Here is a 14,548-nt window from a genome sequence, read left to right as displayed (position 1 = left end):
CCGCGCCCGACCGAGTTGTCCACAGGCTCGCTTGGCAGGTCGCGAAACTCGGTCTACCGTCGCTCGCATGACCACGCAGGGGGAGTTCACACGGCGCTACCAGCAGCTTCGCCACGACGTCGACGACGTCTACGAACAGGTCGCGGTCCTGGAACAGAAGATGGATCGCGGCTTCCGCCGAATCGACAAACGGTTCCACAAACAAGATCTGCGCCTGGACGCCATGGACGGGCGCTTGGACGTCATCGACGGGCGCTTGGATGCGGTGGACGGGCGCTTGGACGTCATCGACGGGCGCTTGGATGCGGTGGACGGGCGCTTGGACGTCATCGACGGGCGCTTGGATGCGGTGGACGGGCGCTTGGACGTCATCGACGGGCGCTTGGATGCGGTGGACGGGCGCTTGGACGTCATCGACGGGCGCTTGGATGCGGTGGACGGGCGCTTGGACGCCATCGACGGACGGCTGGACACCATGGACCAACGCCTGGACACCATGGGCCAACGCCTGGACACCATGGACCAACGCCTGGACACCATGGGCCAACGCCTCGACACCATGGAACGGAGCATCGGCGCCCTGGGCACCCAGGTGCGGCAGGTGGAGCACGGCGTCACGCAGATCCTCCAGCTGCTGCGCGGCGGTCGCTCCGACGGCGTGCGCAGCGGGATCAGGTCAGACGGCGCGGGTGCGCAGGTGCCACCAGGCGGCGGCGGAGAGGGCGACGGTCCACAGCAGTAGGACGACGAAGGCGGCGGGGGTGGGGGCGAGGATGTCGCTGTCGGGGAAGGAGCCGACGGCGACGGCGCCGACGGTGGCCGAGCCGGGGAGCAGGGTGACCAGGCCGCCCAGGCCCATGGCGTCGGCGATCACCCAGATCAGCGGTTCGGCGAACAGCAGCCAGCCCAGGATCAGCGCCACCGCCCCCGTCGACTGGCGCAGCAGCAGCCCGGCGGCGGTGCCGATCAGCGCCCAGCACACCACCGCGAGCAATCCGATCCCGCACACCGCGAACAGCTGTCCGCCGAAGGCGATCTTGCCGCGCCCGAACGCGAAAAGGCAGACGAGCGCGACGATTTCGACCATCAGCGCTACGGCCAGCGCGCCCGCGCCGGTCACCAGCGCCTTGGCCGCCGCGATCCGGTCACGGTCGGGGGTGAACAGCGCGGTCAGCGGCATCGACCGGTAACGGAACTCCCCGCCGGCTCCCGCCGCGCCGACCGCGGCCGCGGTGAGGATCGTGGCGAGCAACGCGAGGTAGAGCCCGATGGTGGCGGCGCCGGTGGCCGGGTTCGCCTCGGGGTCGGTGGGCCCGGCCGTCAGCGCCGTCGTGGTGGCCGCGACCAGCGCCACCGCGGGCAGCCCCGCGGCGAGCAACCAGTTGCGGCGCAGCGTGGAGACCTTGCGGACCTCGGAGTTCACGGTGGGCACGAGGTCCGGGGGCAGCAGCATCATCGCGGGATCCCGTAGGGCGTCGGCGGACGGTGGACGGCCGCGCCCTGCAGCACGGGCGGCGCGGCGGGTTTGACGAGCGAGGCCAGCACCCGGTCGGGGTGGATCGGATCGGGCGTCACGCTGTCCAGCCGCACCCCGGCGGCCGCGGCGGCCTCGTGCAGCTGGGCCTCGGTTGTCTCGGCGACGGCGAGCCGTCCGTCGGGCCGGATGACGGCGTCGGTGTGCCCGCGTGCGGCGAGCGCGGTGGCCAGCGCGACGGGGGACGACGACGCGACGACCAACCGGTCGGGGTGGCCGCGCCGCAGCGTGGCCGGCGTTCCCTGGTACACCACGGAACCGCCGCTGAGCACGATCAGCTGATCCGACATCGGCACCACGGCCGCGAGACTGCGCGCGGTGAGCAGCGCCGACCCACCGCGCCGGGCGTGCCTGCGCAGGAAATCGTGCAACCAGCCGCGCTCGGCGCCGTCCAGGCCCTCGGTCGGTTCGTCCAGGATCAGCAGCTGGGGGTCGGTGAGCAGCGCGGTCGCCAGCGCCAGCCGGGTCTGCTGTCCGACCGAGAGCGCGCTCGCCGCGATCCGTGCCGCGTCGGTGAGCCCCACGGTCTCGAGCACCGCGTCCACGCGCGTGTCGGGGACATTCACCGCCGCCGCGTACACCAGCAGGTGGTCGCGGGCGCCGCGGGCGGGATGCAGACCGCGCGGCACGAGCATCCCGCCCACCTGCGCCGCCGCGTCTTCGCGCGGATCGTCGGAGATGGTGGCGGGGATCGTGCGGCCCGCGACCTCGGCCGAGCCGGAGGTCGGTTCGAGCAGCCCGAGCAACATTCGCACCAGCGTGGTCTTGCCGGCCCCCGCCGGACCGACCAGTGCCGCGACACTGCCCGCCGCGACGCTGAACGACACGTCGGTGACCGCCGCGTACATCTCGAATCGCCTGCCGAGCCCGCGCGCGGCTAGCACCTGCCTGGCCGCCGTCATCGCGGATCGACGGGCTGCTGCGGCGCCTCCAGCGCGGGGAGCGGCTCGGCGTCGATCACCAGCTGCCTGCTGGCGGGCCACACCCGCGGCGCGGGCCCGAACGCCTTGTGCGCGTTGACGATCGTGGTCTTGCCGAGCGCGCGGTTGCCGACGCCGCCGATCACCGCGCCGATGCCCATCGGGATCACCTTGCCCGCCATCAGCGCCATCCGCTTGGTGAGGAACCGGACGATGAACCGCTTCATCAGCGAGTCGTTCATCCCGGCCAGGCCGGGCACGTGGTTGGCCAGCAGGGTGCCCCAGTTCTTGGCGGAGTGCCCGACCGACTTCTCCACGATCTCCATGCCGGAATCGCCGAGCACCACCGCGAGCACCAGCGCCCTGCGCTGCTCCTTGGCCTCGGGCGCGACGCCGTGGATGGCGGCGACGGCCAGCGTGTACAGGGCGGAGGCCTCCAGGAAGAACGCGGTCTCCGCGGTGATGGTGGCCAGCGAGGCGACGGTGCCGACGCCGGGCATGGCCGCGGTCGCGCCCGCTGCCGTGCCGCTGCCGGTGACCGCGAGCAGGTACTGCCGTTCGATACGGGTGGCGACCTGCGCCGGGGTCTCGTCGGGGTGGGCCCGCCGGATGCGATCGATGTACTTCTCCACGGCGGGCGCTTGCAGCTTCGACCCGTTTTCGAGCAACGCGACCACGGTCTTCTCGAACGCGCTGTGCCTCATCGGCAACACCCCTTAAGTCTCAGCCTTCGCTGGCAGAACTCTATGGCACCGGTCGTGTACCAGCCCAACACGACAACGAACCGCTTCCCGACCGGGGTTCCCCGGATACGCCGGAGCGAACGTCGTCACAACTGCGGGCCGCGCAGCGCGGGCACACGTTCCGAGAGCGGGGGTGGCGGAGGCGGGGTGCCGTCGCCGAAGGGCCTGCCACCGAGCGCATCGCGCCCGTGCGGGGTGAGCCAATCGGTGAGTTCGGGGCCCTTGGGCACGATGCGGGTGGGGTTGATATCGGTGTGCACCACGTAGTAGTGGGTCTTGATCTGCCCGAAATCGACGGTGTCGCCGAAACCGGGCGTCTGGTAGAGGTCGCGGGCGTAGGCCCACAGCACCGGCATCTCACTCAGCTTCTGCCGGTTGCACTTGAAGTGGCCGTGGTACACGGGATCGAACCGCACCAGCGTGGTGAACAGCCGCACGTCGGCCTCGGTGATGGTGTCGCCCACCAGGTAGCGCTGTCCGGCCAGCCGCGCCGAGAGCGCGTCGAGCTGGGTGAACAGCCGGTCGTAGGCGGCGTCGTAGGCCTCCTGCGATCCGGCGAACCCGCAGCGGTACACGCCGTTGTTCACCTCGCGGAACACCACGGCGTTGATCGCGTCGATCTCCTCGCGCAAATGCTCCGGATACAGCTGTGGCGCGCCGGGGCGGTGGTAGGCGCTCCATTCGGTCGAGAAATCGAGGGTGATCTGCGCGTAGTCGTTGGTCACGACCTGTCCGGTCGGCACGTCGACGATCGCGGGCACGGTGATGCCGCGCGGATAGTCGGGGAACCGCGCCAGGTACGCCTCGCGCAGGCGCGGGATGCCGAGTACCGGGTCGACGCCGTCGCGATCGAGATCGAAGGTCCAGCTGTACTTGTCGTGGGTGGGCCCGCACAGTCCGAGCGAGAGCACGTCCTCGAGGCCGAGCAGCCTGCGCACGATCAGCGTGCGGTTGGCCCACGGGCAGGCGCGGGCCGCGATCAGCCGGTAGCGTCCGGGCTCGACGGGGTAGCCGTCGCGGCCGTCGGCCGTGATCCGCGTGGTGATGTAGTTCGTGTCCCGCTTGAACTCACCGGGTTCCACGTAGGAACCGCTCTCCGATACCGCCTCGCTCACCCCGCCAGTCTGGCAGATCGGCGGGCCCGCGGTTCTAGGCTGACGGCATGACTGATTCGAAGGCGACCCGACTGGACCGCGAGAACACCGGTGGCGGTGCGGAAGTGGCCGTGCTGACCCTGGCCCATCCGCCGCTGAACCTCTTCGACCGGGCGATGCTGGACGCGCTGGCCGCCGATTTCGCCGAACTGAGCGCGAAACCGCCGCGCGCGCTGCTGTTGCGGGCCGAGGGCAAGGTCGTCTCCGGCGGGGTGGACGTGCACGTGTTCGACGGCCTCACCGAGGAGCAGGGCGCCGAACTGTGGCAGACGCTGTTCGCCCAGATCATCCACCCGATCGAGGCGCTGCCGTGCCCGGTGGTGTTCGCCGCGCACGGCCTGACCCTCACCGCCGCGTTCGAGATCGCGCTGGCCTGCGACATCATCCTGGCCGCGCCGCGCGCGAAGTTCGGTCTGGTGGAGACCGTGGTCGGGCTGACGCCCTCGATGGGCGGCCCGCAGCGGCTGGCCGAGCGCGCGGGCTCGGGGCGGGCCCGCGAATTCGTGATGACGGGCGATCTCTACGACGCGGCGACGATGGCGGACTGGGGCGTGGTCAACGCCGTGCACGACGATGTCGACGCGGCCGCGCGGGCGCTGGCCCACCGCCTGGCCGACGGGCCGACCAAGGCGCACGCGGCGACCAAACGGATCATCGAGGCGTGGCGTTCCGGCGGTGTGGCGCACGCGGATTCGGTGACGCCGGAGGTGTCGGGCGCACTGTTCGCGACCGAGGATCTGCGCGGCGCCGTGCGCAGCTTCCTCGAGGTCGGTCCGGGCAAGGCGACCTACTCCGGGACATGACGGGCCGGACACGGTCGGCCACTAATCGCCGCGAAAATGTGATCCGCGTCATATAGTCGCAGGTGCCTGGCAGCTCGAGGCACCGCGCGGAGGACACATGTCGCAGCAGATCTTGGTCGAGTACCCCCTGAATCGCCCGCTCGCGCGCGACAATCCCCTGGCCAGGGGCGCGGACGGGGTGCTGCGGTACGGCAACCTCACCCCGGCGCTGACCGAACTGCTCGATCTGCAGGTGCACGCGTTCTCGAATCGCGAGGCCGTCGTGGAACTCGGCGGCCCGCGCCTGACCTACCGGGAGCTGTGGCATTCGGCCTCCCGGATCGCGGGCGGGTTGCAGGAGCACGGCATCGGCTACGGCGACCGGGTGGCCGTGCACCTGCCGGTCGGCGTCCGCTGGGTGCGGTCCTTCCTCGGCGCCCTGCTCAGCGGCGCGGTGCCGGTGCTGGTCGATCACGCCCTGCCCGGCCCGGTCGCCGAGCGCGTGATCGCCGACGCCGGAGCCGATTTCGTGCTCGGGGACGGCGACGCGGACCTGCCCGACGGCGCCGCGTTCATCGACGACGGCGCCGCGCTGGGCGATCTGGCCCTGCTCTGCTACACCAGCGGCACCCGCCGCGGCGTGGAGCTGACCAACGAGAACCTGCTCTCGGCGATCCGGTCGGTGGTCGGGGCGCTGGACCTGCCCGCCGACGGCCTGCGCAACCTGGTGCTGCTGCCCCTGGCCCACGCCAGCGGCTGCGTCGACCAGCTGCTGCCCACCTTCGCGGTCGGCGGCACCGTCGTGCTGGCCCCCGACACCGGCCGCCTGGCCGAGGCGCTCGTCACCGAGCGGATCGATATGGTCTCGGGCACACCGCGGCTGTTCGCCGGACTGCTGCCGCACCTGGCCGCACTGCGCGGCGAGGGCCTGGACACCGCGCGGGTGCGCCGCATCAGCAACGCCGGGCATCGCACGCCGGTGCCCGCCGAATCGGTGACCGCGCTGCGCGACGCCTTCCCCGAGGCGCGGCAGTGGTCGGTGTGGGGCGCCACCGAGACCAGCGGCATCGGGCTGGCCGTGGACGACACGGTGGCGCAGGACGATTCGGCCACCGTGCTCGGATTCCCGTTCGGCGGTACGGAATTGGCGCTGTGGGGTCCGCGCGCCGAACTGGGGTGTGGCGAATTGCTGTGTCGCGGGCCGAATGTCACGCGGCGGTACTGGAACGATCCCGAGGCCACCGCGCACCGCTTCACCGGCACCTGGTTCCACACCGGCGACCAGGTGCGCATCGGGGCCGACGGCCTGGTCCGGCGCGAAACAGCGTGAGCGGCCGGCGATTGCGTCGCGTCAGCGCAGCATGCGCTCGCGCAGCCGCTCGCGCAGCGGATCCGTCAGCCCGGCCGCCTCGAGGTAGCTGTCGAAATCGCCGAAGTGCGAGACCGCCGCGTCGAGCGCGGTGCGCAGGTACTCGGGATGCACGCCGAGCAGATCGTCGGACACGTTCGCGCCGGCCGCCAGCTTCGGCGCGATCATCGCGCGCAGCGCGGGCACCGCGTGATTGCTGAGCAGGAAGTCGCCGAACACCTCGTCCTCGGTGACGCCCACCGCGCGCAGCAGCGTGGCCACCGCCCAGCCGGTGCGGTCCTTGCCCGCCGCGCAATGCACCAGTACCGCGCCCTCGCCGTCCACCAGGGTCCGGGCGATCGCGGTGATCGCGGCGTGCGATTCGGGCAGGGTGGGGAAGGCCCGGTAGACCTCGATCATGTGGATGCGGGCCGCGGAGGTCTGCGCGTCGTGCGGCGGGGTCTCGCCCATCCGGGTGTCGAACGGGGTGATGGTGAGCCGCACGTCACCGGGCAGGTTGTCGTGGCCGACGTGGTCGATCTCGGCCGGGCCGCGCAGGTCGAACACATCGGTGACGCGCAGGTCGCGCAGCACCCGGTGCCCGTCGCCGTCGAGGCCGCTCAGTTGCGCCGAGCGCAACAGCACCCCGGGGCGCACGGTCGCGCCGTCCTCGGTGCGCAGGCCGCCGGTGTCGCGGAAGTTGAACGTCCCGGGGACGAGGAAGTGGTCGGTGGGGGGCGTGTCGGCGGGTGGGGTGAGGGTCACCGGTCCAGGCTATCGACCGCCGATGGCGGGCGGGTAGCGCCGGAGCGAGGGGTGAATGTCGGGTTCGGCGTCCGGTTTGTCCGTAGTCACTGTGTGATCGGCCACAGAATGCGGGGGTGTCGTCTGTCCATCCGTACTGTGGAACAAGCGTGTGTCACGGCCGCGAGGGGCCGTGACGGGCGCAGGGAGCGGCAGCGGAATGGGGGCACCGCGGCGTTGCGGAGTCATTCCGTTTGGATAACAAAACATTCTTCCAGTTTGGAAATACCCACCGAACCCGTTCTCAAACCCCGAAAACCCTCTACCATTGATGAACGTTGGACCGGACAACCCGGGGATTGTCAGGGTTGCCCGTCCGAGTTCAGCGAGACGCGCCGGTGCGACGGCGCGTGATCTCATCCCGAGGGAGTCGTCGTTGAGCGTACGTGGAGAAACAGTCGAGGGCCGGTTGCGACCGGCCCTCTGCGAGGCCGTCGAGAAGGCGGCCGCCTCGCTCGATATCACCGGAGTGCGGGCGCTGCGGGTCCTGCTGCACGCCGGCGTGACGGCCTACTGGCCGCAGGTCAAGGCCGCGCCGACCAAGTCGATCCGCGCCTACGAGGAGACCGTGCAGACCCTGCGCGAGCGGTGGGAGGAGCAGTCGGAATGCGTGCCCGACCCGGTCGCCTCCGCCTGGTTCCGTCAGATGGACGGCGAAGTCGCCGAGTTCTTGGAACTGTGTGCGCGCCGCTCGGGCGCGCAGTGGATCGAGCCCGTCGACGCGATCGCCGCTTACGTCGTCTCGGTGTTGCAGGGCACGGTCCTGCGCTGGCTGGCCGATTGCGATGACGAGACCACGCTGGTGGTGCTCGACGACCTGGTCACCGGCCTGGCCGGCCGCGCGGTCGAAGTCTGACGACATTCCCGCTCGATACTGGACATGTGACCAGTTGGGTGGTTGAGTGGATCCGGTGAGCGAGATATCGCCGATCGCCGGTCTGCACGCGGCCACCGCGGAGCTGGACCCGCCGCTGGCCGCCCTCGATCTGACCGCGCTGCGCGCCAACGCCGCCGACCTGGCCCGCCGCGCGGGCGGGGTCCCGATCCGCGTTGCGAGCAAATCCGTCCGCTGCCGCGCGATCCTGGAGACCGTGCTGGATGCGGGACTCACCGCCGACGGCGGATTCGCCGGGATCATGTCCTATTCGCTGCGCGAGGCGATCTGGCTCGTCGGCCTCGGCGCCCGCGACGTCCTGCTCGGCTACCCGAGCGTCGATCGGGCCGCGCTGGCCGAACTCGCGGCCGACGAGACGCTGCTCGATTCGATCACCCTGATGGTCGACGACGTCGATCAACTCGACTTCATCCGCACCGCCGTCGGCTCCGACCGCGTGCACCCCCGCGTCTGCCTGGACGTCGACGCCTCGCTGCGCATCGGTCCGGTGCACCTGGGCGTGCGGCGCTCCCCGGTGCGCACCCCCGACCAGGCCGCCGCCCTGGCCCGCGCCGCGCTAGAGCGCGGGTTCCGGGTGGTCGGCGTGATGACCTACGAAGCGCAGATCGCGGGCCTGCCCGACAGCAATATCGCGGTGCGGCTGGTCAAGCGCGCCTCGGCGGCCGAGATCACCAAACGCCGCAGGGCCGTGGTCGACGCGGTGCGTTCGGTGACCGGCCCGCTCGAGATCGTCAACAGCGGCGGCAGTGGGTCGATCGAGGTCAGCGTGGTCGATCCCGACGTGACCGAGGTGACCGCGGGGTCGGGCCTCTACGTGCCCACGCTGTTCGACCACTACCGCGCCTTCACCCCGCGCCCCGCGCTGTTCTTCGCGACCTCGGTGCTGCGCAAGCCGGCGCCGTCCATCGCCACGGTCTTCGCGGGCGGATACATCGCGTCCGGTCCGGCCGGTCCGACTCGCGTGCCGAAGCCTGTGTGGCCCAACGGTTTACGCCTGATCGGCACCGAAGGGGCGGGCGAGGTGCAGACGCCGTTGAAGGCCGCCGCGGAACTGCGCATCGGTGACCGCGTGTGGTTCCGGCACGCCAAGGCGGGCGAACTGTGCGAGCGGTTCGACGAGGTGCACCTGGTCGAATCCGACGGCTCGCGCGTCACGGTGCCGACCTATCGCGGTGAGGGAAAGAACTTCGGCTGACGCTCAGCCGAGGCTGAGGAACCCGGCGAGCTCGGCGACCTCGCGCGGTGTCGCGGGCAGATACTCGGTGAGCAGCGGGGACCGGATGATCACCGCGCGCCACATCGCGCGGCTGAGCGCGGCGCGAACGAGACCGCGCGACAACAGGAATGACATCCCGTGCGGCGCGTCGGCGGGGCTCGAGGTCGTCATCGACAGCAGGACCACCGCCGCCTCCCGGCCGCGGAACTTCTCGGCCGTGCCCACCAGCACGTCCTCGATCTTGGCGCGCGCCAGCATGCTCCGGATGCGCCCCACCTGCGCGCCGTAGGGCGCGATGACGAAGATGTCGTGCGGATGCAGCCGCCGGGTCGTCGTGCCCGCCGTCCACGACATGCCCAGCAGGGCGCGCACCTGGCGCACCACTTCGCGCGCCTCGGCCACCGATTCGGTCGCGTCGCCCCGGTGCTCGACCAGGATCGTGCCGATCCCGGGCGCCAGACCGTCGAGAGTCCTTGCCAGGGCCACGGTTTCGTTGGAGCGCAGCCGTCCGTCGTAGTAGAGCCGCGAAATCGGTTCGCACACGCGCGGATGCATGCGCCAGGTGCGGTCCAGGAAGTAGCCGCGCTCGGCCGGCACCGTGTTGCGGCCGTCGAGCAGCCAGTCCAGCACCGAATCGCCCACCGGCGCCGGATGTCCGGCGCGGCTGAGCGCGGGCGCCGGATCGCCGAGCAGCAGCAGATTGCGCGCGCTGCCCGCCACGGCCGCCGTCTCGGCCAGCGGGAAGCGGCCCGCGTCGGCGATCACCAGCAGGTCCAGGCTCTCGGTGGGCACCACGGCGTCGTCGGCGAAATCGGCGGGCAGACCGCCGATCACGCAGCCGTTGACGGCGTTGTCCAGGAAACGCGGGAACCGTGCGGCCTCCACCACCGCCCATTCCGGCGCGACGGATTCGGCGTCGCGCTTGGCGACGAGCTCGGGCAGTACGCCGATCGTCACGATCGCGTCGAGCAGGTTCTCCACCGTCGAATGTGCCTGCGCCACAATGCCGATGCGCCACCGGTCGCGCACCACCAGCCGCTCCAGCACGCGCGCGAGCGTCGAGTTCTTCCCGGTGCCCGAGGGGCCCTGCACCACCACGTAGGACCCGTCCAGCGCCCTGGCCGCCGCCGTGACGGCCGCGGCGTGGTCGCCGTGCACCTCGGGCAGCGCGGCATCGCCGTGCAGGCGCGGCGCGCGCCGGGCGAGAATGTCGAACAGCGCGCCCTCGGGGATGCGCGGCAGCGTCATCAACAGGTGCTGGGCCGCCGATTCCCTGGCGGCTTCGGCGTTTTCGTCCCAGGGCGGCAACGCGGGCGCGAGGGCGATGGGGAGATCGTCGAAGGGAGCGCAGCCCGCGGGGAGATGTTCCTCGAGGCGCACCGTGTCGTCGAAATCGGCGTCGACGGCGCACCCCAGGACGGTCGCGGTGGTGGTGGCGCGCAAGCCGGGCCCGCCGCTCATGCCGGGGGAGACGGAGCGGTCGTAGAAGGTGTAGACGGTGTCACCGGGGGCGGGGATGCCCGCGCCCGTGTCGCCGGTGCCGATGCGGCCGGTCACCGTGAGGTAGCGCCGCATGGTGGCGCGCTGCGGACTGTGGTGCCACTTGGTGTCCACGGTGCCCCACTCCGCGACGAGAACGCCTGGCGCGTCGGGCCATTCCGGCACCGGGTGGCTGAGGCGGTCGGTGTGCGCGAACCACAGCGCCTGCCGTTCGCGGCGCCGGTAGCCCAGCGCCGCCGCCATCGCGGCCGCCGGGTGCTGGGGATCGGCTTGCGTCGCGGCGTATTCCGCGAGCGCGGCTTCGACGGAGGAGGGGCTCGGCCCGAGATCGGTTCCGAGCGGGACGGAGTCGTTGCGGTACGGCGGGGCGTCGTGTTCGGTGGCCAGGTCCAGCAGCCAGTCGCGCAGGCACAGTACGGTCTTCGTGCCCTCGCCGCCGACCAGCGGGCGCAGCCGCGCGAGGTCGTACGACGTGGTCGCGACCAGCACCGCGCCCCGCACGATCGGATACAGGTCCACCACGGCACCCGCGCGCAGCAACTCGTCGAGCGGTTCCTCCCCGACCCCCAGCGCGCCGGTCCAGCGCGTCAGCGTGCCCCGCACCGCCGAAGTGTGGTGGTACAGACGCAGATCCGGATAGGTGCGGCGCCGCAGCTCGATCAGGCCGAACAAGCGCCGCAGGGCCGACCGCAGCCCCTCGACGCCGCCGTCCGTCGCCGCGTCGAACGACAGCAGCGTGCCCTCGTATCCGGCGACCGCCAAGCTCGCGGGGTCGCCTGCGGTATCGACCGACAGGGTCAGCGCCAGGTCCCCGTCCGACGCGGGCGGTAGCGCGCCCAGCGCCACCGGGTCCAGCACCGCGTACACCGGCCCGCCGGAATCCGCTGCGCGCGACTGGATCTCGGCCTGCCTACGCAGCGCCTTCACCGTGCGCGGCGGCAGGCCGGGTACGGCAGACCCCAGTCCGGCCAGCCGTTCCACGGTGCTCGCCCCGGCCTCGCGCAACCGGGCGCGCGCGGTGCCGGTCATCCCGGCCACCAGCAGCGGGTCGCGCGCGGCGGTCAGTTCGGGCACACAGACGGGGCAGCGTCCGCACGCCAGATACCTCGGATCGCCCCACTGGACGGGTAGCAGTTCGCCCAGCTGCTCGTCCACGATCCGTTCCAGTCGCCGCCTGCGCGCCTGGTAAACCGGCAGCAACTCCGCGAGCGGCGTCGTGGCGCCGGGTGGGTACAGCCGCACCACGGGTTCGCTGCGCGCGTCGGCCGCCGTGAGCGCGTCGGCGCACGCGGCCGCTTCCAGTGCGGCGGCCATCCGGTCGTGCGGTGTCGGCGCCGTGACGTGCACCGTGTACCGCGACCCGGCGGCCACCACGGCGTCGCAGGAACAGGTGAATCGGCCGTCGAAGAACACCGCGCCCCGGATGGCCGGCACGCCGTCGCGCAGCGCCGCCACCGTGGCCTCGTGCGCGTCGCTCAGCGCCCGCATTCGCGCCGCAGGGTCGTCCGGATTCTGCCAGGGCTGCCGGATCTCGACCAGCGCGCCGCCGTAGCGGTCGCGCAGGTCGGCCAGCCTGCGCTCGCGCGCATCGTCGTAGCCGCCCGGCGCCGCGAACGGCGGTGGGGCGGCGGGCTCGCCGGGCGCCGTGCCCAGTTCGGCGTCGAGGGCGCGCAGCATCGCGAACTCACAGCGCGCCGCGCGCACGAGATCAGCGGCGGTGCAGACGACACGATCACCGAACACGAACAAACGCGCCCCTCCTGTGTCTACGCCGGGACAACGGCAACACCTTAGCCACTTCTCGCGGCCGCGGTGGACACCGCCCGGTTCAGGAGCGTGGCTTGCGGCGCTCCGGTCGCTTGCCCCCGTCGCGGTCGCGGCGCGGGCCGCGGGTGAACGGACGGTGCGAGGGCGGACCGGAATCGAGTTGCAGCTGGATCAGCACACCGCTGATCCTGGTGCGGCGCAACGCTTCCAGCGTCTCCTCGGGCAGGTGCGCGGGCAGCTCCACCAGGCTGTGGTCCGGCCGGATGCTGATGTGCCCGAAGTCGCTGCGGCGCAGGCCGCCCTCGTTGGCGATGGCGCCGACGATCGCGCCCGGCACCACCCGGTGCCGCTTGCCGACGCTGATCCGGTAGGTCGCCAGTTCCGCGCCGGTGGCCCGGTGCCGCGACGGTCCCTCGTCGAAGGCGCGCGCCGGGCGTTCGCGCAGCGGGCGTTCGCGGCGTTGCGGCTCCGGCTCGGGCTCCATGAAGAAGTTGTCGCCGTCGTAGGAGCCCACGGCCAGCGCGGCCGCGATGTCCACCAGCGGGATGTTGTGCTCGCGCTCGTAGTCCTCGATGAGCTTGCGGAACAGCGGCAGGTTCGCCGAGGAGAGGTTCTCGGTGATCGCGTCGCCGAATTTGGCCACGCGCTGCGCGTTCACGTCCTCCACGCTGGGCAGCTGCATCTCGGTCAGCGGGTGGCGGGTGGCGCGCTCGATCGCCTTGAGCAGGTGGCGTTCGCGCGGCGCCACGAACAGCAGCGCCTCACCGCTGCGCCCGGCGCGCCCGGTGCGGCCGATGCGGTGCACGTAGGACTCGGTGTCGTGCGGGATGTCGTAGTTCACGACGTGCGAGATGCGCTCCACGTCCAGGCCGCGCGCCGCGACGTCGGTGGCCACCAGAATGTCGAGGGCGCCCGACTTGAGCTGGCCGATGGTGCGCTCGCGCTGGTTCTGCGCGATGTCGCCGTTGATGGCGGCCGCGGAGAACCCGCGGGCGCGCAGCTTCTCGGCGAGCTCCTCGGTGCCCTGCTTGGTGCGCACGAAAATGATCATGGCCTCGAAGGTCTCCACCTCGAGCACCCTGGTCAGCGCGTCCAGCTTGCGCTGGTGCGACACCTGCACCCAGCGCTGGGAGATATTGGTGTTGGTCTGGGTCTTGGCCTTGACCGTGATCTCCACCGGATCGTGCAGGTACTGCTTGGAGATCTTGCGGATGGCCGAGGGCATGGTGGCCGAGAACAGCGCCACCTGCTTCTCGGCGGGGGTGTCGGCGAGGATGCGCTCGACGTCCTCCTGGAAGCCCATCTTGAGCATCTCGTCGGCCTCGTCGAGCACCAGGTAGCGCAGCTTCGACAGGTCGAGCGTGCCCTTCTCCAGGTGATCGATCACGCGGCCGGGCGTGCCGACCACGACCTGCGCGCCGCGGCGCAGCCCGGACAGCTGCACGCCGTAGGACTGGCCGCCGTAGATCGGCAGCACGTGCAGGCCGGGCATGTGGGTGGCGTAGCGGCCGAAGGCCTCGGCCACCTGGATCGCCAGCTCACGGGTCGGGGCCAGCACGAGCGCGCGGGGCTCCTTGCCGGAGTCCTGCAGGCCCATGAGGATCGGGATGGCGAACGCGGCGGTCTTGCCCGTACCGGTCTGCGCGAGGCCGACCACGTCGGCGCCGTCGAGCAGCGGGGGGATGGTCGCCGCCTGGATCGGGGAGGGCGACTCGTAGCCGACGTCGGCGATGGCCCGCAGGATGCGGTCATCGATGCCGAGATCGGCGAAGGTAGGACCGACGGGGTGGGTGACCGTGTCCTCGTCCCCACCCGAATCCCTGTCGTTGTCGCCAGGAACGCTGTCGACCTGATTGGTACTCATTGACCAGGAGTTTACTGCCTC

Annotated in this window: 12 protein-coding genes; 5 read left to right on the top strand and 7 right to left on the bottom strand. The window is 71.5% G+C overall.

What is annotated here, in order from left to right:
• The first annotated feature begins 67 nt into the window (after positions 1-67).
• Positions 68-742 carry a hypothetical protein gene (locus DFR74_RS11370; RefSeq protein ID WP_113975068.1) on the top strand — a complete coding sequence of 225 codons (675 nt, stop codon included), beginning with the start codon at positions 68-70 and terminating at the stop codon, positions 740-742.
• Here DFR74_RS11370 and DFR74_RS11365 read toward each other — a convergent pair.
• The 4 genes from DFR74_RS11365 to DFR74_RS11350 all read right to left on the bottom strand — a co-directional run bounded on the left by DFR74_RS11365 (position 677) and on the right by DFR74_RS11350 (position 4,312).
• A complete protein-coding gene (locus DFR74_RS11365) occupies positions 677-1,456 on the bottom strand; it encodes an ABC transporter permease (protein WP_067511067.1) in 780 nt (259 codons plus the stop codon). The two genes, DFR74_RS11370 and DFR74_RS11365, sit on opposite strands and share 66 nt — an antisense overlap.
• On the bottom strand, positions 1,453-2,436 hold the full coding sequence (locus tag DFR74_RS11360; protein WP_067511066.1) for an ABC transporter ATP-binding protein: 984 nt from the start codon (positions 2,434-2,436) through the stop codon (positions 1,453-1,455). The genes DFR74_RS11365 and DFR74_RS11360 overlap by 4 nt, the downstream gene beginning before the upstream one ends.
• On the bottom strand, positions 2,433-3,158 hold the full coding sequence (locus tag DFR74_RS11355; RefSeq protein WP_067511065.1) for a hypothetical protein: 726 nt from the start codon (positions 3,156-3,158) through the stop codon (positions 2,433-2,435). The genes DFR74_RS11360 and DFR74_RS11355 overlap by 4 nt, the downstream gene beginning before the upstream one ends.
• 125 nt (positions 3,159-3,283) lie before the next feature.
• A complete protein-coding gene (locus DFR74_RS11350) occupies positions 3,284-4,312 on the bottom strand; it encodes a glutathione S-transferase family protein (RefSeq protein ID WP_067511064.1) in 1,029 nt (342 codons plus the stop codon).
• A gap of 47 nt (positions 4,313-4,359) precedes the next feature.
• Here DFR74_RS11350 and DFR74_RS11345 point away from each other — a divergent pair, with 47 nt between their 5' ends.
• Both DFR74_RS11345 and DFR74_RS11340 read left to right on the top strand, forming a co-directional pair.
• Complete coding sequence (locus DFR74_RS11345) at positions 4,360-5,154, top strand: enoyl-CoA hydratase/isomerase family protein (protein ID WP_067511063.1); 795 nt, start codon at positions 4,360-4,362, stop codon at positions 5,152-5,154.
• Positions 5,155-5,251: 97 nt separating this feature from the next.
• Positions 5,252-6,463 (top strand): class I adenylate-forming enzyme family protein, encoded by a 1,212-nt coding sequence (locus DFR74_RS11340; RefSeq protein ID WP_067511062.1) that lies wholly within the window; start codon positions 5,252-5,254, stop codon positions 6,461-6,463.
• 21 nt (positions 6,464-6,484) lie between these two features.
• Here DFR74_RS11340 and DFR74_RS11335 read toward each other — a convergent pair whose 3' ends face one another.
• A complete protein-coding gene (locus DFR74_RS11335) occupies positions 6,485-7,246 on the bottom strand; it encodes a tyrosine-protein phosphatase (protein WP_067511061.1) in 762 nt (253 codons plus the stop codon).
• A gap of 415 nt (positions 7,247-7,661) precedes the next feature.
• Here DFR74_RS11335 and DFR74_RS11330 point away from each other — a divergent pair, with 415 nt between their 5' ends.
• Both DFR74_RS11330 and DFR74_RS11325 read left to right on the top strand, forming a co-directional pair.
• Positions 7,662-8,141 (top strand): TetR family transcriptional regulator, encoded by a 480-nt coding sequence (locus DFR74_RS11330; protein WP_228789046.1) that lies wholly within the window; start codon positions 7,662-7,664, stop codon positions 8,139-8,141.
• A 46-nt stretch (positions 8,142-8,187) separates the two neighbouring features.
• On the top strand, positions 8,188-9,375 hold the full coding sequence (locus DFR74_RS11325; RefSeq protein ID WP_407675215.1) for an amino acid deaminase/aldolase: 1,188 nt from the start codon (positions 8,188-8,190) through the stop codon (positions 9,373-9,375).
• A gap of 3 nt (positions 9,376-9,378) precedes the next feature.
• Here the strand turns inward: DFR74_RS11325 and DFR74_RS11320 are convergent, their stop codons facing one another.
• Both DFR74_RS11320 and DFR74_RS11315 read right to left on the bottom strand, forming a co-directional pair.
• A complete protein-coding gene (locus tag DFR74_RS11320) occupies positions 9,379-12,639 on the bottom strand; it encodes a bifunctional RecB family nuclease/DEAD/DEAH box helicase (protein WP_232331805.1) in 3,261 nt (1,086 codons plus the stop codon).
• 85 nt (positions 12,640-12,724) lie between these two features.
• The gene (locus DFR74_RS11315) at positions 12,725-14,527 is read right to left on the bottom strand and encodes a DEAD/DEAH box helicase (RefSeq protein WP_195124812.1); all 1,803 of its coding nucleotides are present in this window, start codon (positions 14,525-14,527) and stop codon (positions 12,725-12,727) included.
• Positions 14,528-14,548 lie beyond the last annotated feature (21 nt).

Source organism: Nocardia puris (assembly GCF_003315035.1).
Classification (GTDB): Bacteria; Actinomycetota; Actinomycetes; order Mycobacteriales; family Mycobacteriaceae; genus Nocardia; species Nocardia puris.
Note: the sequence above shows the minus strand (reverse complement) of the source record. Positions and strands in the feature narration are given on the sequence as shown.